14 protein-coding genes and 3 tRNA genes are annotated in these 18,082 nt (G+C 73.0%); 8 read left to right on the top strand and 9 right to left on the bottom strand.

Annotated elements, in window-relative coordinates; genetic code table 11:
• Positions 1–2 precede the first annotated feature (2 nt).
• The 4 genes from ACZ62B_RS07080 to purS all read right to left on the bottom strand — a co-directional run bounded on the left by ACZ62B_RS07080 (position 3) and on the right by purS (position 4,251).
• Entirely contained in the window at positions 3–800 is a 798-nt protein-coding gene (locus ACZ62B_RS07080; protein ID WP_344556147.1) for a maleylpyruvate isomerase family mycothiol-dependent enzyme, read from the bottom strand.
• A 255-nt stretch (positions 801–1,055) separates the two neighbouring features.
• On the bottom strand, positions 1,056–3,314 hold the full coding sequence (purL, locus tag ACZ62B_RS07085; protein WP_344556149.1) for a phosphoribosylformylglycinamidine synthase subunit PurL: 2,259 nt from the start codon (positions 3,312–3,314) through the stop codon (positions 1,056–1,058).
• Positions 3,311–3,991 carry a phosphoribosylformylglycinamidine synthase subunit PurQ gene (gene purQ / locus ACZ62B_RS07090; RefSeq protein ID WP_344556151.1) on the bottom strand — a complete coding sequence of 227 codons (681 nt, stop codon included), beginning with the start codon at positions 3,989–3,991 and terminating at the stop codon, positions 3,311–3,313. The genes purL and purQ overlap by 4 nt, the downstream gene beginning before the upstream one ends.
• Positions 3,988–4,251, bottom strand: a complete 264-nt coding sequence (purS, locus tag ACZ62B_RS07095; protein WP_006133353.1) for a phosphoribosylformylglycinamidine synthase subunit PurS — start codon at positions 4,249–4,251, stop codon at positions 3,988–3,990. Before purS ends, purQ begins: the two co-directional genes overlap by 4 nt.
• Before the next feature lie 353 nt (positions 4,252–4,604).
• Here purS and ACZ62B_RS07100 point away from each other — a divergent pair, with 353 nt between their 5' ends.
• From ACZ62B_RS07100 to ACZ62B_RS07135, 8 genes are all read left to right on the top strand, one after another.
• Positions 4,605–4,922: a histone-like nucleoid-structuring protein Lsr2 gene (locus ACZ62B_RS07100; protein WP_073933441.1), complete on the top strand. Its 318-nt coding sequence runs from the start codon at positions 4,605–4,607 to the stop codon at positions 4,920–4,922.
• A gap of 160 nt (positions 4,923–5,082) precedes the next feature.
• Positions 5,083–5,154: transfer RNA gene (locus tag ACZ62B_RS07105), tRNA-Gly, on the top strand.
• A gap of 80 nt (positions 5,155–5,234) precedes the next feature.
• A tRNA-Gly gene (locus tag ACZ62B_RS07110) sits at positions 5,235–5,310 on the top strand.
• A 127-nt stretch (positions 5,311–5,437) separates the two neighbouring features.
• Positions 5,438–6,409: an ABC transporter ATP-binding protein gene (locus ACZ62B_RS07115; RefSeq protein ID WP_468721082.1), complete on the top strand. Its 972-nt coding sequence runs from the start codon at positions 5,438–5,440 to the stop codon at positions 6,407–6,409.
• Positions 6,406–7,212, top strand: a complete 807-nt coding sequence (locus tag ACZ62B_RS07120; RefSeq protein ID WP_344556156.1) for an ABC transporter permease — start codon at positions 6,406–6,408, stop codon at positions 7,210–7,212. Before ACZ62B_RS07115 ends, ACZ62B_RS07120 begins: the two co-directional genes overlap by 4 nt.
• A 29-nt stretch (positions 7,213–7,241) precedes the next feature.
• A complete protein-coding gene (locus tag ACZ62B_RS07125) occupies positions 7,242–8,483 on the top strand; it encodes a sensor histidine kinase (RefSeq protein ID WP_468883924.1) in 1,242 nt (413 codons plus the stop codon).
• The gene (locus tag ACZ62B_RS07130) at positions 8,480–9,094 is read left to right on the top strand and encodes a response regulator transcription factor (RefSeq protein WP_085572245.1); all 615 of its coding nucleotides are present in this window, start codon (positions 8,480–8,482) and stop codon (positions 9,092–9,094) included. Before ACZ62B_RS07125 ends, ACZ62B_RS07130 begins: the two co-directional genes overlap by 4 nt.
• A gap of 22 nt (positions 9,095–9,116) precedes the next feature.
• Positions 9,117–9,192: transfer RNA gene (locus ACZ62B_RS07135), tRNA-Gly, on the top strand.
• A gap of 41 nt (positions 9,193–9,233) precedes the next feature.
• Here ACZ62B_RS07135 and ACZ62B_RS07140 read toward each other — a convergent pair.
• The 5 genes from ACZ62B_RS07140 to ACZ62B_RS07160 all read right to left on the bottom strand — a co-directional run bounded on the left by ACZ62B_RS07140 (position 9,234) and on the right by ACZ62B_RS07160 (position 18,061).
• Positions 9,234–10,133, bottom strand: coding sequence for a phosphoribosylaminoimidazolesuccinocarboxamide synthase (locus ACZ62B_RS07140; RefSeq protein ID WP_344556161.1), 900 nt, complete (start codon positions 10,131–10,133; stop codon positions 9,234–9,236).
• Positions 10,134–10,202: 69 nt separating this feature from the next.
• Positions 10,203–11,729, bottom strand: coding sequence for a N,N-dimethylformamidase beta subunit family domain-containing protein (locus tag ACZ62B_RS07145; protein ID WP_468721087.1), 1,527 nt, complete (start codon positions 11,727–11,729; stop codon positions 10,203–10,205).
• Between the two features lie 172 nt (positions 11,730–11,901).
• Positions 11,902–14,178: a hypothetical protein gene (locus ACZ62B_RS07150; RefSeq protein ID WP_468721089.1), complete on the bottom strand. Its 2,277-nt coding sequence runs from the start codon at positions 14,176–14,178 to the stop codon at positions 11,902–11,904.
• 293 nt (positions 14,179–14,471) lie between these two features.
• A complete protein-coding gene (gene purD, locus ACZ62B_RS07155) occupies positions 14,472–15,734 on the bottom strand; it encodes a phosphoribosylamine--glycine ligase (protein ID WP_468721092.1) in 1,263 nt (420 codons plus the stop codon).
• Positions 15,735–15,823: 89 nt separating this feature from the next.
• Positions 15,824–18,061 (bottom strand): DNA polymerase III subunit gamma and tau, encoded by a 2,238-nt coding sequence (locus tag ACZ62B_RS07160; protein ID WP_469689397.1) that lies wholly within the window; start codon positions 18,059–18,061, stop codon positions 15,824–15,826.
• Positions 18,062–18,082 lie beyond the last annotated feature (21 nt).

Below are 18,082 nucleotides of genomic sequence, written 5' to 3' on the forward strand. Positions count from 1 at the left end.
ACTCATCCCAGCAGCGGCAGATACGGTCCGAGGTCCGCCCGTTCCCCGCTCGCGCTGACCTTCGCGCCGGCCACCGCGTCCTGCCAGGCCGTCCGTCCGCCGGCCAGCCGGATCCAGGTCAGCGGGTCGGTCTCGACCACGTTCGGCGGGGTGCCCCGGGTGTGCCTCGGCCCCTCCACGCACTGCACGACCGCGTACGGCGGGATCCGCACCTCCGTGGAGCCGCCGGGCGCCTTCGCGGCGAGCGCGTCGGCCAGCAGCCGGGTGCAGGCGGCCAGGGCCTGACGGTCGTACGGGATGTCGAGGCCGGGCACGGCGGCGTTCAGGTCGTCGGTGTGGACGACGAGCTCGACGGTACGGGTGACCAGGTAGTCGGCGAGGGTGATGGCGCCAGTCCGGGTGGCGAGGAGCCGGGTGCCCGGCGCGTCGGCGAGGCGCTCGGTGAAGCGCTGCTCGGTGCGGGCGTAGAGGGCGTCGAGGTCGGCGTCGGCGGCGGCCAGCGCGCGGGTGTCGTCGGCGATGGCGCTCGCCCGGGCGGCGGTGGCGAAGGGCCAGTCGAGGAGGGCCAGCTCGGCCTTCGGCGGTGCCTCGCGGTCGAGGTTGCGGCTGACCGTCTCCACCGCCATGGTCACGTGCGCGGCCAGCTCCCGTACGGTCCAGTCGCCGAGCCGGGTGGGCAGCGCGAGCTGCTCGGGGGTGAGGGTGCGCACGGCGGCCCGTACGTTCCCGAACTGCGCCAGTACGGCGGCACGGGTCTTGGCGGGGTCGTAGGAACGGGCGCGCTTCTTGGCCGGTGGCATGGCGGCAGCCTATGCGGGCGCGACCGGCGCCGGATCCGGTACGCCGGACACCTCGCCGTCGCGGGGAACGCCCGTGCCGCGCGCGGTGTCCGGGGCGGGCCGTCCCCCGGCCGGAAGGGCGGGTGCGGCTGCGTACGCGGGCGGGGGTGTCCGCCCGGCGCGCACTCCGCCCTCGTCGTCCCGGGCAAGGGCGATAACGCCGCGGCCCCCGCCCGGCGGACCGGGCGGGGGCTGCGTGCGGAAGGAGCGGGGGGATCAGGCCAGCAGGGCCGGGATCGTCCCCTCGTGCGCCTCGCGCAGCTCGGCCAGGGTGAGCGCGAACTCGCCCTGCACCTCCACCGTGTCGCCGTCGACGACGCCGACGCGGGTGGCCGGGAGGCCACGCGCACCGCACATGTCGTTGAAGCGGACCTCCTCCGAGCGCGGCACGGCGACGATCGCGCGGCCCGCCGACTCGGAGAACAGGAAGGTGAAGGCGTCGAGCCCGTCCGGTACGACCAGACGCGCGCCCTTCCCTCCCAGCAGCGCCGACTCGACGACCGCCTGGACCAGACCGCCGTCGGACAGGTCGTGCGCGGAGTCGATCATGCCGTCGCGGGAGGCGGAGATCAGGATCTCGGCGAGCAGGCGCTCGCGCTCCAGGTCCACCTTCGGGGGCAGGCCGCCGAGGTGGTCGTGGACGACCTGGGACCAGGCCGAGCCGCCGAACTCCTCACGCGTGTCGCCGAGGAGGTACAGCAGCTGGCCGTCCTCCTGGAAGGCGACCGGCGTGCGGCGGGCCACGTCGTCGATGACGCCGAGGACCGCGACCACCGGGGTCGGGTGGATGGCGGCCTCGCCCGTCTGGTTGTAGAGCGAGACGTTGCCGCCGGTCACCGGGGTGCCGAGCTGCTGACAGCCGTCCGCCAGACCGCGTACGGCCTCGGCGAACTGCCACATGACGGCCGGGTCCTCGGGCGAGCCGAAGTTCAGGCAGTCGGAGACCGCGAGGGGCTTGGCGCCGGTCGTGGCGACGTTGCGGTACGCCTCCGCCAGGGCGAGCTGCGCGCCCGTGTACGGGTCGAGCTTGGCGTAGCGGCCGTTGCCGTCGGTGGCGATCGCGACGCCGAGGCCGGACGCCTCGTCGATGCGGATCATGCCGGAGTCCTCGGGCTGGGCGAGGACGGTGTTGCCCTGCACGAAGTGGTCGTACTGCTGGGTGATCCACTGCTTGGAGGCCTGGTTGGGCGAGCCGACCAGCTTCAGGACCTGGTCCTTCAGCTCGTCGGACGTCTGCGGCCGGGGCAGCTTGTTCGCGTCGTCCGCCTGGAGCTCGTCCTGCCAGGACGGGCGGGCGTAGGGGCGCTCGTACGTCGGGCCCTCGTGGGCGACCGTGCGCGGGTCGACGTCGACGATCTTGCCGCCGTGCCAGAAGATCTCCAGGCGGTCGCCGTCGGTCACCTCGCCGATGACGGTGGCGATGACGTCCCACTTGTCGCAGATCTCGAGGAAGCGGTCGACCTTGTCGGGCTCGACGACCGCGCACATGCGTTCCTGCGACTCGCTCATCAGGATCTCCTCGGGGGAGAGCGTCGAGTCGCGCAGCGGGACGTCGTCGAGGGTGACGCGCATGCCGCCGGAGCCGTTGGAGGCCAGCTCGGACGTGGCGCAGGACAGGCCGGCCGCGCCGAGGTCCTGGATGCCGACGACCAGCTTCTCCTGGAACGCCTCCAGGGTGCACTCGATGAGGAGCTTCTCCTGGAAGGGGTCGCCGACCTGGACGGCGGGGCGCTTCGACGGCTTGGCGTCGTCGAAGGTCTCGGAGGCCAGGATCGAGGCGCCGCCGATGCCGTCGCCGCCGGTGCGGGCGCCGTACAGGATGACCTTGTTGCCGGCGCCGGACGCCTTGGCGAGGTGGATGTCCTCGTGCCGCATCACGCCGATGGCACCGGCGTTGACCAGCGGGTTGCCCTGGTAGCAGGCGTCGAAGACGACCTCGCCGCCGATGTTGGGCAGACCCAGGCAGTTGCCGTAGCCGCCGATGCCGGCGACGACGCCCGGCAGGACGCGCTTGGTGTCCGGGTGGTCCGCCGCGCCGAAGCGCAGCGGGTCGACCACGGCGACCGGGCGGGCGCCCATGGCGATGATGTCGCGGACGATGCCGCCCACACCGGTGGCCGCGCCCTGGTAGGGCTCGACGTAGGAGGGGTGGTTGTGCGACTCGACCTTGAAGGTGACCGCGTAGCCCTGGCCGACGTCGACGACACCGGCGTTCTCGCCGATGCCGACGAGGAGGGCGTCGTTCTCGGGGGCCTTCTCGCCGAACTGGCGGAGGTGGACCTTGGAGGACTTGTACGAGCAGTGCTCGGACCACATGACGGAGTACATGGCGAGTTCGGCGCCGGTCGGGCGGCGGCCGAGGATCTCCACCACCCGCTCGTACTCGTCCTTCTTCAGGCCCAGCTCGGCCCAGGGCAGCTCGACGTCGGGGGTCGCGGCCGCGTGCTCGACCGTGTCCAGAGGCGTCCGGCTCATGCGTTGACCAGCTTCTTGAGGATCGAGGTGAAGAACGGGAGGCCGTCGGTACGGCCGGTGCCGATCAGCGGCTCGACGGCGTGCTCGGGGTGCGGCATCAGGCCGACGACGTTGCCCGCCGCGTTGGTGATGCCGGCGATGTCGTTGAGCGAGCCGTTGGGGTTCACGTCCAGGTAGCGGAAGGCGACGCGGCCCTCCGCCTCCAGCTCGTCCAGCGTCCGCTGATCGGCCACGTAGCGGCCGTCCATGTTCTTCAGCGGGATGTGGATCTCCTGGCCGGCCGTGTAGTCGGTGGTCCAGGCGGTGTCCGCGTTCTCCACCCGCAGCTTCTGGTCGCGGCAGATGAAGTGCAGGTGGTCGTTGCCGAGCATCCCGCCGGGGAGCAGGTGGGCCTCCGTGAGGATCTGGAAGCCGTTGCAGATGCCCAGCACCGGGAGGCCGGCCCTGGCCTGGTCGATGACGGTGTCCATCACCGGCGAGAAGCGCGCGATGGCGCCGGCGCGCAGATAGTCGCCGTAACTGAAACCGCCGCACAGCACCACGGCGTCGACCTGCTTGAGGTCCTTGTCCTTGTGCCAGAGGGCGACGGGTTCGGCGCCGGCGACGCGGATCGCGCGCTGGGTGTCCCGGTCGTCGAGGCTGCCCGGGAAAGTGACGACGCCAATACGAGCGGTCACTTCGCGGCCTCCGCGACTTCCTCGACCCGTACGGTGAAGTCCTCGATCACGGTGTTGGCGAGGAAGGATTCCGCAAGATCGTGGATACGGGCGAGCGCGGCCTCGTCGACCGGCCCGTCAACTTCCAGTTCGAATCGCTTTCCCTGACGGACGTCCGAGATCCCTTCGAAACCCAGTCGCGGCAGTGCGCGCTGCACCGCCTGGCCCTGGGGGTCGAGGATCTCCGGCTTGAGCATGACGTCGACTACGACGCGTGCCACTGGCACTCCCGGTGTGTGGTGCTGAGCAGGTTCCTTCAGACTACCCGCACAAAATTTCTACGCGAGTAGAGTTGTAGGAATCTACGTGAGCGCCGTCACGATTCGGCATCGTGGGGAGACATCAGGGAAAAGTTCCGGGAAAGATCCCTGTTCGCCCGCACATCTCTATTGCGCACCGGACACGCGGACAGATTTAGTCGGGCTTCACATTGCAATGCCGGGCACTGTACAAATGAATTGTCATTAGCAGATACTTTGCCCGATTACAGGCGAACAGCCGACATCTCGACGATGTACCGGCACGTCATCACGGACGTCCGGACGAGAGATGCCGCACGAAGGGACCGATATTCGTGGCGCAGAAGGTCGTGGTCACTCTCTTTGACGACATCGACGGCTCGGAAGCGGCGGAAACGATCGCCTTCGGGCTGGACGGCAAGTCGTACGAGATCGACCTCAATGAAACCAATGCCAGGAAACTGCGTGCGGCCCTCGAGCCCTACGTGGACGCCGGCCGCAAGCGGTCGCGCTCCGGCAAGGCGTACCGGCAGACGGAGGTCGCCCCGGACCCGGCGGCGGTCCGGGCCTGGGCACAGGCGAACAAGATGGACGTCCCCGCGCGCGGGCGGATCCCCAAGAAGGTCTACGAGGCGTTCGCCGCGGCGCGGTGAGCCGACCGCGTGACGGTCTCCGGCTCCGGGCGGGCGGCCCGCCCGGACGGCCGGTCACCGGCCCCGCCCGGCAACCGACTTGCGCAGCACCCCTGCTGATCAGCTAGAGTCTGGAGCACGCCGAGGGGCGAGGCCGAAAGGCCCGGCTCACGGAGTACACGCGGGTGTAGTTCAGTAGTAGAACATCCCCCTTCCAGGGGGAAGGCGCAGTGTGCAATTCCTGTCACCCGCTCTGCACCGCCGTACCGATCACGCTTGTGCATCGGGTAGGCTGGTGCTCGCACCGATCAGTGAGAGCTGGTCGGGGGCAATGCGGACGTAGCTCAGTTGGTAGAGCGCAACCTTGCCAAGGTTGAGGTCGCGAGTTCGAGCCTCGTCGTCCGCTCCAGATCAAGGCCCCGGTCATCGACCGGGGCCTTCGTCGTGCGCTCGATCGAGGCCCGTCTGACATTTGTCATGTCCGGTGATGACAGCCCGCACTGCCGGACCGCCCCGGCCGCCGGAATGCTCGAAGCATGGAAGCGAACGAACACGAACACGTGATCGAGGTCACCGGCCTGCGACGTGTCTACGGGGGCGGGTTCGAAGCGGTCCGCGGGATCGACTTCTCGGTGCGGCGCGGCGAGGTCTTCGCGCTGCTGGGCACCAACGGCGCCGGCAAGACGTCCACCGTCGAACTGCTGGAGGGGCTCGCCGCCCCGGCCGGCGGGCGGGTCCGGGTGCTCGGCCACGACCCGTACACCGACCGTGCCGCCGTACGGCCCCGCACCGGCGTGATGCTCCAGGAGGGCGGCTTCCCCTCCGAGTTGACCGTCGCCGAGACCGCCCGGATGTGGGCGGGGTGCGTCAGCGGGGCCCGCCCCGAGCGGGAGGTGCTGGCGCTGGTCGGGCTGGAGTCGAAGGCCGGCGTCCGGGTGAAGCAGCTCTCCGGGGGCCAGCGGCGCCGCCTGGACCTGGCGCTCGCGCTGCTCGGCGACCCCGAGGTGCTCTTCCTCGACGAACCCACCACCGGACTCGACGCCGAGGGCCGCCGGGACACCTGGGAACTGGTGGGCGCGCTGCGCGACGGCGGTACGACCGTGCTGCTCACCACGCACTACCTGGAGGAGGCCGAGAACCTCGCCGACCGGCTCGCGATCATGCACGAGGGCCGGATCGCCGCCACCGGCACCCCGGCCGAGGTGACCGCGAGCGAGCCGTCCCGGATCACCTTCGAACTGCCCGAGGGCTACTTCGTGGGAGACCTGCCGCCGCTGGCCGAACTGGGTGTGAGCGAGCACACGGTCGACGGCCGGACCGTCCGGCTGCGCACCCGTGAACTGCAGCGGGCGGCCACCGGACTGCTGGTGTGGGCGCAGGGCGCCGGGGTGGAACTGCGCCGGCTGGACGTGCGGTCGGCGTCCCTGGAGGAGGCGTTCCTCGGGATCGCCAAGGACGCGTCGGCGGGAACGACGGGAACGGCGGCGACGAAGGAGTACGCGGCATGAGCACGACCACGACCAGGACCACCGGCACGGCCGGGACCACGACCACACCGGTGAGCCGGATGGCCTCCCTCGCCCGCGCCGAGATGACGCTGCTGGGGCGGAGCAAGGGCACCCTCGTCGCCGCGCTGTTCGTGCCGCTGGTGCTGCCGCTGAGCGTGCGGTCGGCGGCCGAGGAGATGGACCTCGCCGAGGCGGGGCTGACCCCCGGCGCCGTCGTGCTGCCCGCCGCCGTCGGCTTCTCCCTGCTGTTCGCCGTGTACTCCGCCCTCGTCGGCGTCTTCGTCGTCCGGCGTGAGGAACTCGTCCTCAAGCGGCTGCGCACGGGCGAGCTGCGGGACGCCGAGATCCTCGGCGGGTCCGCGCTGCCGTCCGTCCTCACCGGCCTGGTGCAGTGCCTGGTGCTGACCGTGGCCTGCGCCGTGCTGCTGGACATGTCCGCGCCGTCCGCGCCGCATCTGGCCGTCCTCGGCCTGCTGCTGGGGCTCGTGATGTGCGCCGCGCTCGCGGCCGTCACCGCGGGCTTCACCCGGACCGGGGAGAGCGCGCAGGTCACCCCGATGCCGCTGATGATCGTCTCGATGCTCGGCTCCGGCATGTTCGTCCCGCTGGAACTGCTCCCCGACCGGGTGGCCTCCGTCTGCGAACTGCTGCCGCTGACCCCGGTCGTCACCCTGGTGCGCGGCGGCTGGACCGGCGACCTGTCGGCCTACGAAGCCCTGGGCGCCCTCGCGACGGCGGTGGCCTGGACCCTGCTGGCGGTGTTTGCTGTACGGCGGTGGTTCCGCTGGGAGCCGAGGCACTGACGTACGCGAGGGCGGGGAGAGACCGGGACATGAGCAGGCCGGACGGCTGGTGGGGGCGCAAGAGCACACCCGCGAAGGTCGAGACGTACACGCGGTGGTCGTTCCACTCCGTCTGCGTCTCCGAGATGGCCGCGATCGGCCTGCCGGCCTTCGGGCAGGTGGGGGGACGGCTCGCACTCGTCCTGTCGCTGCCGGTCATGGCGCACGCCGCGCTGGGCATGGCGGTCGTCTCCCGGTCCCTGGACTGGACCCGCGGACGGCGTCCCCAGCCCCTGCGGCTGCTGTGGACGCTCGGCGTCCTGACCTCGGCGCTCGCGGTCGCCGCCCTCGTCATCGCGGAGCACGGGCCGCCGGGTGACGACGTCGACACCGCCGCGGGCTCGGCCTTCGGGGGCGTGCTCTGCTTCGGCGCGGGCATGATCACGCTCGGGGTGCGCGACCGGCGGCACGCCCTCGCCGTCGTCGGCGGGTTCGGGGCCGGAACGTGCCTTGTGCTCCTGCTGCTGGGCGCGCCCGTCCCCACCGCGCTGGGAACGGCCGCGATCGTGCTGGCCGGCGGCGGCTTCCTCGCCTTCACCGCGGTCTTCTCCGTCTGGCTGCTCAACGCCGTCTACGCGCTCGACGAGGCGCGCGAGACCCGGGCCCGGCTCGCGGTCGCCGAGGAGCGGCTGCGGTTCGGGCGGGACCTGCACGACGTGATGGGGAGGAACCTCGCCGTGATCGCGCTCAAGAGCGAGCTGGCCGTCCAGCTCGCACGGCGCGAGCGGCCCGAGGCGGTGGAGCAGATGATCGAGGTGCAGCGCATCGCCCAGGAGTCCCAGCGGGAGGTGCGCGACGTGGTGCGCGGCTACCGGGAGATCGACCTGGAGGCCGAACTCAGCGGTGCGCGGGGGGTGCTGAGGGCGGCCGGGATCGACTGCGAGGTGAGCGGTGAGACGGGCGGGCTGCCCGGTGAAGTGCAGTCGGCCCTCGGCTGGGTCGTGCGGGAGGCGACCACCAACGTGCTGCGGCACGGGGACGCGAAGAAGTGCACCGTGTCGGTGCGGATGCCTGAGGGGCGTGTGGTGTTGACGGTGCAGAACGACGGGGCGGCGGCTCCGTCCGGGTCGGCCGGCCCGAGCGGTGGGGGCGGCTCGGGTCTGGCGGGGCTGCGGGAGCGGCTGTCGGCGGTGGGCGGCACGTTGACCGCCGGAGGCACCGGCAAGGGCGCGTTCCGACTGGTCGCGGAGGTTCCCCTGAGTGCCGAGGCCGCGTGGGAGGTCGCGTCGTGACGGACGTCGTCCGCGTACTGCTCGCCGACGACGAGCATCTGATCCGGGGCGCGCTGGCCGCCCTGCTCTCCCTGGAGGACGACCTCCTCGTGGTCGCCGAGGCGGCCTCCGGCCCCGAGGCGCTGGCGATGGCGCGGGCGCACGCCCCCGACGTCGCCGTACTGGATCTGCAGATGCCCGGCGCGGACGGTGTGAAGGTCGCCACATCCCTGCGGACGGAACTGCCCGGCTGCCGGGTGCTGATCGTGACCGGTCACGGGCGCCCCGGGCATCTGAAGCGGGCGCTCGCGGCGGGTGTGCGGGGGTTCGTCCCCAAGACCGTCAGCGCCCAGCGGCTCGCGGAGCTCATCCGCACGGTGCACGCGGGAAACCGTTACGTCGACCCCGAGTTGGCCGCCGACGCGATCGCCGCCGGCGACTCCCCGCTGACCGCGCGCGAGGCCGAGGTGCTGGAACTCGCGGCGGACGGGGCACCCGTGGCGGAGATCGCGGAGCGGGCCGCGCTGTCCCAGGGGACCGTGCGGAACTACCTCTCCTCCGCCGTCTCGAAGCTCGGCGCGGAGAATCGTCATGCGGCGGTCCGTCTCGCACGGGAGCGGGGTTGGGTATAGTGGTTCTCGCGCCACGGCGCATGCGAACGTAGCTCAGTTGGTAGAGCGCAACCTTGCCAAGGTTGAGGTCGCGAGTTCGAACCTCGTCGTTCGCTCCATGTGAGGGCCCCGGTCATCGACCGGGGCCCTCGTCGTGCGCTCAGCTCCAAGTGGTGCCGGTCAGGCGCTCGTACGCCTCCACGTACTTGGCGCGGGTCGCGTCCACGATCTGCTCCGGCAGCGGCGGCGGGGGCTGCTCGCTCCTGCGGTCCCAGCCCGACTCGGCGGAGGTCAGCCAGTCCCGCACGAACTGCTTGTCGTACGACGGCTGCGCGCGGCCCGGCTCCCACTGCTCGGCCGGCCAGAAGCGGGAGGAGTCCGGGGTGAGCACCTCGTCCGCGAGGACCAGGCTGTCGCCGTCGAAGCCGAACTCGAACTTGGTGTCCGCGAGGATGATGCCCCGGTCGCGGGCGATGTCCCGGGCACGGGAGTAGGCGGCGAGGGTCGCCTGGCGGAGCTGGGCGGCGGTCTCCGCGCCGACCTGGCGGGCGACCTCCTCGTAGGAGACGTTCTCGTCGTGCTCGCCGACGGCGGCCTTGGTGGCCGGGGTGAAGATCGGGGCGGGCAGTTCGGAGCCGTCCACCAGGCCCTCGGGGAGGGCGAGGCCGCAGACCGTACGGGACTCGTCGTACTCGACCAGGCCCGAGCCGGTGAGGTAGCCGCGGGCCACGCACTCCACCGGGACCATGTTCAGGGACTTGCAGACCAGGGTGCGGCCGGCCCAGTCGGCGGGGGCGCCGGCCGGGAGCTCGGTGCTCAGGACGTGGTTGGGCAGCAGGTCGGCGAGCTGGTCGAACCACCACAGGGAGAGCTGGGTGAGGACCCGGCCCTTGTCGGGGATCTCGGTCGGCAGCACCCAGTCGTAGGCGGAGATGCGGTCACTGGCGACCATCACGAGGTCGCCCGCCTCGCTCCGGTACAGCTCGCGCACCTTGCCGGTGTGCAGATGCACCAGACCCGGAACCTGGATCGGCTCGGGCTTTTCGACGAATCCGGACACGGTTTCTCCCTGTGGTTCTTTCCAAGTGACTCGATTCTCCCGTACGGGACGAACGGTCGCGGCCCGGGGTCAGTCGCGTTTGCAGATGCGGTCCAGGAGGTTGGCGGTGGCGCGCTGGATGCGGGGGTCGACGTGACCCGGGCGGTCCAGCGCCGGTGACCAGGCGAAGGTGCCGGAGGCGAAGACCCAGGCGCCGGAGGGGGCCCGGTAGAGGGACGTCTCCTGGTGGCGGCGGACGCCCCGGCGGTCGGTGTACGGGGAGTGGGCGAGCAGCACGCGCTCCTCGTGCCCGGGCAGCGGGGTGCGCGGGTAGTAGCGGTCGGCCTCGGCCGCGACCATGCCCTCGATGCCGTCGCCCTCCCGCGCGCCGGTCGCCTCCCACATCCAGTGGCCGGCGTTGCGGACGATCAGCGGGTGCGGCTCGGGGACGGGTCCCGCGTACTGGATGCCCAGGAGCTGCTGCTCCGCGCGGTCCTGTTCCCGCCACAGGGTCGGTTTGCCCGGGCCCTGGCGTTTGCGGCAGGTCAGCAGGCGGGCGGGGCCGGACGGGGAGGGGGCGAGCTCCACCTGCCAGTACATGGTGTTGGCGGAGAGGAAGACGAGGGACGTGCCGTGCTCACGGGCGTGCTCCACGGCGGTGCGCATGGGGACCGACCAGTACTCGTCGTGGCCGGGGAAGATCAGGCCCCGGTAGCGGGCGGGGTCGATCCGGCCGGCGTGCAGGTCGCGGGCGTCGGCGTAGGCGAGGTCGTAGCCGTAGCGCTCGGCCCAGCGGATGACGTCGTAGGCGTGGCCGACGTGCAGCGGGAGGCCGGCGCCCGCGTACGGGCGGTCGAAGGAGACGGTGGTGGCGGCGTCGGCCTCGCCGAGCAGCCGGCCCTGCTCGTCCCAGGCGTGGTAGAGGCTCGCGCCGGTGCGGCCGTCCTCCGGGTAGAGGTTGTACGCCTGCCAGGTGACGTCGGGCAGCACCAGGAGGAGGTCGGCGGGGCGGCTGTCGCGGACGGTGAACGGGATGTGCGAGCGGTAGCCGTCGGCGGTGGTGAGGACGGCGACGTACGCGCCGACGCTCCAGTACGACGGGACCGGTAACCGCCAGGACAGCCACCAGTGGTGGCAGGAGACGGTGCGGTCGGCGGTGAGGGGCGCCGGCTGCACGATGCCGGAGAGGCGGGGACTGGAGGTGATCTTGGTGGCGCCGTGGCCGCCGTAGTGGCCGATGCGGTAGACGTCGACGTCGAACGGCTGGGGCGGGTCGACGGTGATGTGGAAGTCGATGGACTCGCCGGGGGCGACCGCGCCGGTGGAGGCGAAGCCCTTGATCTGGCGGTGCACGTCGTCGGCGGCGCGGGGCCCGACGGAGTCGGAGGAGGCACGGGGGGCGGGGATCCTCGGGCCGCCCCGTTCCGGGACGCGGGCGGCGGCCCGTTCCGTGTCCGTGTACGGCTCCGGGTCCACGTACCAGGGGACGACCTGGCCGCTGTCGCCGAAGTACGTCTCGCTGCCGCGCAGCCACGGGAGGGGGCCCTGTCCGAAGGGGTCGTTCACGGCGTGCGCCAATGCTCCCGATTCCCAGCGGCGGATCTGCTCCGAACCCATGATCGCTCCCCTCCCTGGTGTTATGTGGTTGTCGTATGTCGCGCGCTCTTGCCAGAGGGCGCGAACGGTCCAAGCACATCACATTGCGCACGCCTTCCGTCACCGTTCGTCTTGAATTGACCGAAAACGGAAGGGTGAGCTCCGGGAGATCCGGGGGGAGGGGGCCGCCGGCTCAGACGAGCCGTACGGGCTTCTCGGGGCGTATGCCCTGCCGGGTCAGCCACAGCCGGAGGGCGGAGGGGTCGCCGTCCTCGATGAGGGCCAGGACCTGGGAGGAGAGATCGGTGGCCCGTGCGCCGCCGAGGAGAAGCGTGGGGCCGTCGAGCCAGTCGAGGCCGGGGGTGGCGCCCGCGGTGTCCATCGCGGCGCAGCAGACCATCGCCGCGACGTGATCGGCGAGCAGCTCACGCGCGGTGCGCGGGGGCTGGAGCGGGAAGAGGGGGAGCGCCTGGTCGTCCCGGAGGGGAACGGTGCCCGCGCCGCCGGCGGAGGACCCTACCGCCTCTTCCCGGGCCAGCTCGGCACTCAGCCGCACGGCGAGAACGGCACTGCGGGGGGTGGCACCGGCCAGGTCCTCGTCGTCGGGATCGGAAGCCGGGGACGGACCGGGACCCGTGACCGGCTCGGCGGACCGGGTGGAGGGCGTGGCCGGGTCGGGCTCCATGGATCGGGCGGAGGACATGACCGGGGCGGGCTCAGCGGGCGAGCCGGGCTCCGTGGACGAGGCCGGATCCGTCGGCGGAGCAGGTTCCGTGGGCGGGGACGGCTCAGTGGACTCAGTGGACGAGCCACGGTCCATGGGGGAGGCGGGTGCCGTAAGGGGGCCGGGATCCGCAGGGCGGATGGGCTCCGTGGACGGGGCACGGCTCGTGAACGAGGTGGCGGGGTCACCGGACGGGTGGGACTCGGACGGTGCGGGATCCCCGGCCGAGGCGGGCGCCGTGGGCGGGGCGGGCCTGGTGAGCCGGGCCGTGGCCATCGGCGGGGCGGGTTCCATGGGCGGGGACGGCTCAGTGGACGAGCCGCGGACCATGGGGGAAGCGGGTGCCGTAAGGGGGCCGGGATCCGCGGGCGGGGCGGATTCCGTGGGCGGGGGTGGCTTCGTGGACGGGGTGCGGTCCGTGGGGGAGGCGGGTGCCGTAAGGGGGTCGGGGGCCGTGGGGCGGGTGGTCAGGTGGGTCAGGACTCGGGCGAGGGTGGGGCCGCCGGGGGCCGAGGGCTCGTCGGGAGCGGTCGGGACGTGGAGGGCGTCCAGGACGCGGTGGAGGCGGGCGGCGTCGGTGCGCCACTTGCGGTCGACGACCTCCTCCGGGTAGTCGCCCCAGTGGACCGGGGACCAGTCCGGGCCGGTCTCCGCGGGTCCGCCGTGGAAGAGGCGGGCGGCGAGGAGCGAGGCGGCCTCGTCCACCGTGCCGGGCTCTTCCAGCAGGTCGCAGGCGGGACGCTCACCGAGACGGGAGGCGAAGCCCTCCGCCAGCCGGTCCCGGCGGGACAGCTCGGTCAGCGCCGCCACCACTCCCGCGTTGAGCCGCGAGGGCCAGCGGCCCATCCGCCAGGCCGGCAGCGCCACCCGGGTGAGCAGCCGGTCCCAGCCCGCGTACGCCAGCCCCACCTGCTCCTGGGCGACGATCCGCAGCCCGTAGTCCACGGCCTGCGCACGCTCGGCCGCCGCCGCGGCGACCCCGCGCTCCATCTCGGCGGCATGCCCCCGGCAGCCGCGCAGCAGCAGACGGGCGACCCGGCCGACACCCGCGAGCACCCCGCGGACCACCGGCCCCCGGCGGGGCGCCGAGGCCACGGCCACCGCGGCGTCCAGCCCCCGCACGAAGCGCCGGGCGGCGGCTATGTCCGGGTGCGCCGACGGTCCCGTACCGGCCACGACCGGGGCGAGGACCGCGCGCAGCTCGCCCACCCGCATCCACCACAGGAACGGGGAGCCGATCACCAGCACGGGCGCGGCGGCGGCCCTGCCCCGGGCGGGCTGCCCCGCACCGGCTATGTCGCCGTGCTCCTCGGCGGGCGGGGGCCCGTGGGCCGGGTGGGTGCGGTCCTCCAGCCAGCTGTCGCAGTCCGGGGTGAGCGCTATCGCGGAGGGGGCGGGGACGTCGAGCCGGTCGGCGAGGTCGCGCACCATCCGGTACAGGTCCGGGGCCGCGCCCTCGGCGATCGGGACCGTGGGGCTCATGGCGGGCCGGGCCCGTACGACGACCAGGGCGACACCGGCGGCGACGAGCAGGACCAGCACCGCGACCGGTGCGAGGAGCCGGCGGGCGAGGTCCCAGCCGCCGCCCGGCAGATGGCCGGTGGACCCGCCGACGAGCAGGATCACGGCGACGGCGGCCGGCAGCAGCGCGACGGCCAGCGCCCGGCTCCGGACCCGCAGCACGGCCAGCGCGTGCGACCGCGCCGTCCGCGCGCCCGCCTCCGCTCCCGTTGCGCTTCCGCTCATGGCCCGTCCTCACCTCCCTCCCGGCGGTCCTGACGCTGACTCGGCGTTGCCCACTCCCCCACTGTGGCACCCGCCACCGACATCGCAATGCCGATGGGCCAAGTGCCGGAACGCTTGCGCGGCACCATAGTTGGGGCCCCGGTTCCCGTCAGCCGGATGGCGCATCGCTCACTCGATGGAATGGCTTTGGGGAAAGGTGGATGACGGACGGCAAGGGTCAGGCCCCGGATCCTGAGACGGATCCGGGGCCTGCGGGGTTCATCGGCGCCGGGACGGGGACCGGCCCGTCCGGCTTACGCGTCCTGCGCCTCCCGCGCCGCCTTCGCCGCGATGTCCGTACGGTGCTGGGAGCCGTCGAGGCCGATGCGGGACACCGCGCGGTAGGCGCGGTCGCGGGCCTCGGTGAGGTCCTTGCCGGTCGCCGTGACGGACAGCACGCGCCCGCCCGCGCTGACGACCGCGTCACCGTCCCGCTTCGTCCCCGCGTGCAGCACGTACGCGTGCGGGGCGTCCTGGGCGGCGACCTCGTCCAGGCCGGTGATCGGGTCGCCGGTGCGCGGGGTGCCGGGGTAGTTGTGCGAGGCGACGACCACGGTGACCGCGGCCTCGTCGCTCCACCGCGTCGGCTCCAGGTGGGCGAGGTTGCCGGTGGCGGCGGCCATCAGCAGACCGCCCAGCGGGGTCTTCAGCCGGGCCAGGACCACCTGGGTCTCGGGGTCGCCGAAGCGGGCGTTGAACTCGATCACGCGGACACCGCGCGAGGTGATCGCCAGACCGGCGTAGAGCAGCCCGGAGAACGGGGTGCCACGGCGCCGCATCTCGTCGACGGTCGGCTGGAGGACCGTCTCCATGACCTCGTCGACCAGCTTGGGGTCGGCCCACGGCAGCGGGGAGTACGCCCCCATGCCGCCGGTGTTCGGACCCTCGTCGCCGTCCAGCGCGCGCTTGAAGTCCTGGGCGGGCTGGAGCGGTACGACCGTCTCGCCGTCGGTGATCGCGAAGAGGGAGACCTCGGGGCCGTCGAGGAACTCCTCGATCACCACGCGCTCACAGGCACCGGCGTGCGCGCGGGCCGCCTCGACGTCGTCGGTGACGACGACGCCCTTGCCGGCCGCGAGCCCGTCGTCCTTGACGACGTACGGGGCGCCGAACGCGCCGAGGGCCGCGTCGACCTCCTCGGGCGTCGTGCAGACGTAACTGCGGGCGGTGGGCACGCCGGCCCCCGCCATGACGTCCTTCGCGAAGGCCTTGGAGCCCTCGAGCCGCGCGGCCTCCCCGGACGGGCCGAAGACCGGGATGCCCGCGTCGCGCACGGCGTCGGCGACACCGGCGACGAGGGGTGCCTCCGGGCCGACCACCACGAGGTCCGCACCGAGCCGCGCGGCCAGCGCGGACACGGCCGCGCCGTCGAGGGCGTCGACCTGGTGCAGCTCGGCGACCCCGGCGATGCCGGCGTTGCCGGGGGCGCAGTGCAGCGCGGTGACGTCGGGGTCGAGGGACAGGGAGTGGCACAGGGCGTGTTCGCGGGCGCCGCTGCCGATGACGAGGACCTTCACGGGGGTCAGCCTAACGGGAGACGGCGGGTTCGTTTTGTGCGGGCTTCCGAAGGGGTGGGCGGACGCCGTTCGTACCTTCCTCCGAACGCCTAGTCGTTCGTGACCTCCTCGACGACCGTCGCGCCCAGCTCGCGGACGAGCAGGTCCTTCCCGGAGAGGGCGGACTCGTCCAGGTCGGGGTCGTCGTCCTCGGGAACGTCGTCCTCGGGCGAGACGGGCGGCGGCTCGGGAGCGGACGGGCGGGGCGCCGGTGCCGGGGCGGGCGCGGGCCGCGAGGCGCTCGCCGGCTGCGCGGGCGCGGCGGCCGGGGCGCTCGCCTGGGGAGCGGAGGGCCGCTGGCCGCCTCCGGGGCCGTCGTACCCGCCGCCACCGCCGTAACCACCGCCGCCGTTGCGGGCGCCGGCGGGCGGCCCGGCCGGGACCGCGGCCGACGCCGCCATGCCCCCGCCACCACCCCCGCCGCCGGACGGGTCGACGACCGCCTCGATCTTCCACTGCACGTTGAACTGCTCGGCCAGCGCCTGACGCAGTACGTCCTCACTGCCGCTGCTGAGGAAGTTGTCCCGCGCTCCGGCGTTCACGAAGCCGATCTGGAGGACCGTGCCGTCGAAGCCGGTCACCTGGGCGTTCTGGCTGAGCAGGATCCAGGTGAAGCGACGACGGTTCTTGACCGTTTCCAGGATGTTCGGCCAGAGCATGCGGGGGTCGAGCCCACCGCCGCCACCGCCCGAGGGCGCGGGCGTGGGCGCGGGGGCCGCCTGGGGGGCGGCAGACGCGGGCGCGGGGGCGCCGGCCGAGGCCGCGGGCCGAGCCCCGCCCGCCGGCGCGGCCGTGGGCCAGCCGCCCGGCCGACGGCCGCCACCACCGGCGGAGGCGGCGGTGGGCCAGGCACCGGGGGCGCTGGGAGCACTGGGCGCGGACGGAGCCTCGGACGGCACCGGGGCGGCGGGCGCCGGGGGCTGCTGAACCTGCGGGACAGGGGGCGCGGGAGCGGGAGCGGGCGGCGCCGGAACAGGTGCGGGACCGGGCCCTCGTACCGCCGCGCGGGCGGCGGCGGGACCGCCCCCCGGCTCGACGAGGCCCTGCTCCGGCGCTCCCCCGTGGGCCTGCGGCCCGGGCGCGTACGCCACGGCGGGCATACCGGCACCGGCACCGCCCGCGGAGAAGTTCACCCCGCGCTCGATCCGGTCCAGCCGGGCCATGACCGAGCGCTCGTCGCCGTAGGCGGCGGGCAGCAGTACGCGGGCGCAGATCAGCTCGAGCTGGAGGCGCGGCGAGTTGGCGCCGCGCATCTCGGTGAGCCCCTCGTTGACGAGGTCGGCGGCGCGGCTCAGCTCGGCGGCCCCGAAGGTGCCTGCCTGTGCCTGCATCCGCTCGATCACGTCGGCGGGGGCGTCGATGAGCCCCTTCTCGGCGGCGTCGGGCACGGCGGCGAGGATGACGAGGTCCCGCAGCCGCTCCAGCAGATCGGCGACGAACCGCCGCGGATCGTTGCCCCCCTCGATCACCCGGTCGACGACCTCGAAGGCGGCGGCACCGTCACCGGTCGCGAAGGCCTCGACGACGGAGTCGAGCAGCGAGCCGTCCGTGTACCCCAGCAGGGAGGTGGCCATGGCGTACGTCACACCGTCCGCACCCGCGCCGGCGAGGAGCTGGTCCATGACGGACATCGAGTCACGCACGGACCCGGCACCGGCCCGCACGACGAGCGGCAGCACGCCCTCCTCGACGGGGATGTCCTCCTTGCCGCACACCTCGCCGAGGTAGTCCCGCAGCGTGCCGGGCGGCACCAGCCGGAACGGGTAGTGGTGCGTACGCGACCGGATGGTCCCGATGACCTTCTCGGGCTCGGTGGTGGCGAAGATGAACTTCAGGTGCTCCGGCGGCTCCTCGACGACCTTGAGCAGCGCGTTGAAACCGGCCGACGTGACCATGTGGGCCTCGTCGATGATGTAGATCTTGTAGCGGCTGCCCGCGGGCCCGAAGAACGCCTTCTCGCGCAGGTCACGGGCGTCGTCCACACCACCGTGGGAAGCGGCGTCGATCTCGATGACGTCGATCGAACCCGGCCCGTTGCGCGCGAGGTCGCGGCAGGACTGGCACTCCCCGCACGGCGTCGGGGTCGGGCCCTGCTCGCAGTTCAGGCACCGCGCCAGGATCCGCGCGCTGGTCGTCTTGCCGCACCCGCGCGGACCGCTGAACAGGTACGCGTGATTGACCCGGTTGTTCCGCAGCGCCTGCTGCAGCGGGTCGGTGACATGCTCCTGCCCGATGACCTCGGCGAAGGACTCCGGGCGGTAGCGGCGGTACAACGCGAGAGACGACACGCATACGAGGTTATAGGCGTC

This window comes from Streptomyces sp. NPDC053426, from assembly GCF_055585405.1.

Bases quoted from the DNA above. Each gene is read 5' to 3' on its own strand.
- ACZ62B_RS07080 (WP_344556147.1), bottom strand. From the start codon at position 800: ATGCCACCGGCCAAGAAGCGCGCCCGTTCCTACGACCCCGCCAAGACC.
- purL (WP_344556149.1), bottom strand. From the start codon at position 3,314: ATGAGCCGGACGCCTCTGGACACGGTCGAGCACGCGGCCGCGACCCCC.
- ACZ62B_RS07115 (WP_468721082.1), top strand. From the start codon at position 5,438: ATGGAAGCGAACGAACACGAACACGTGATCGAGGTCACCGGCCTGCGA.
- ACZ62B_RS07120 (WP_344556156.1), top strand. From the start codon at position 6,406: ATGAGCACGACCACGACCAGGACCACCGGCACGGCCGGGACCACGACC.
- ACZ62B_RS07125 (WP_468883924.1), top strand. From the start codon at position 7,242: ATGAGCAGGCCGGACGGCTGGTGGGGGCGCAAGAGCACACCCGCGAAG.
- ACZ62B_RS07145 (WP_468721087.1), bottom strand. From the start codon at position 11,729: ATGGGTTCGGAGCAGATCCGCCGCTGGGAATCGGGAGCATTGGCGCAC.
- ACZ62B_RS07150 (WP_468721089.1), bottom strand. From the start codon at position 14,178: ATGAGCGGAAGCGCAACGGGAGCGGAGGCGGGCGCGCGGACGGCGCGG.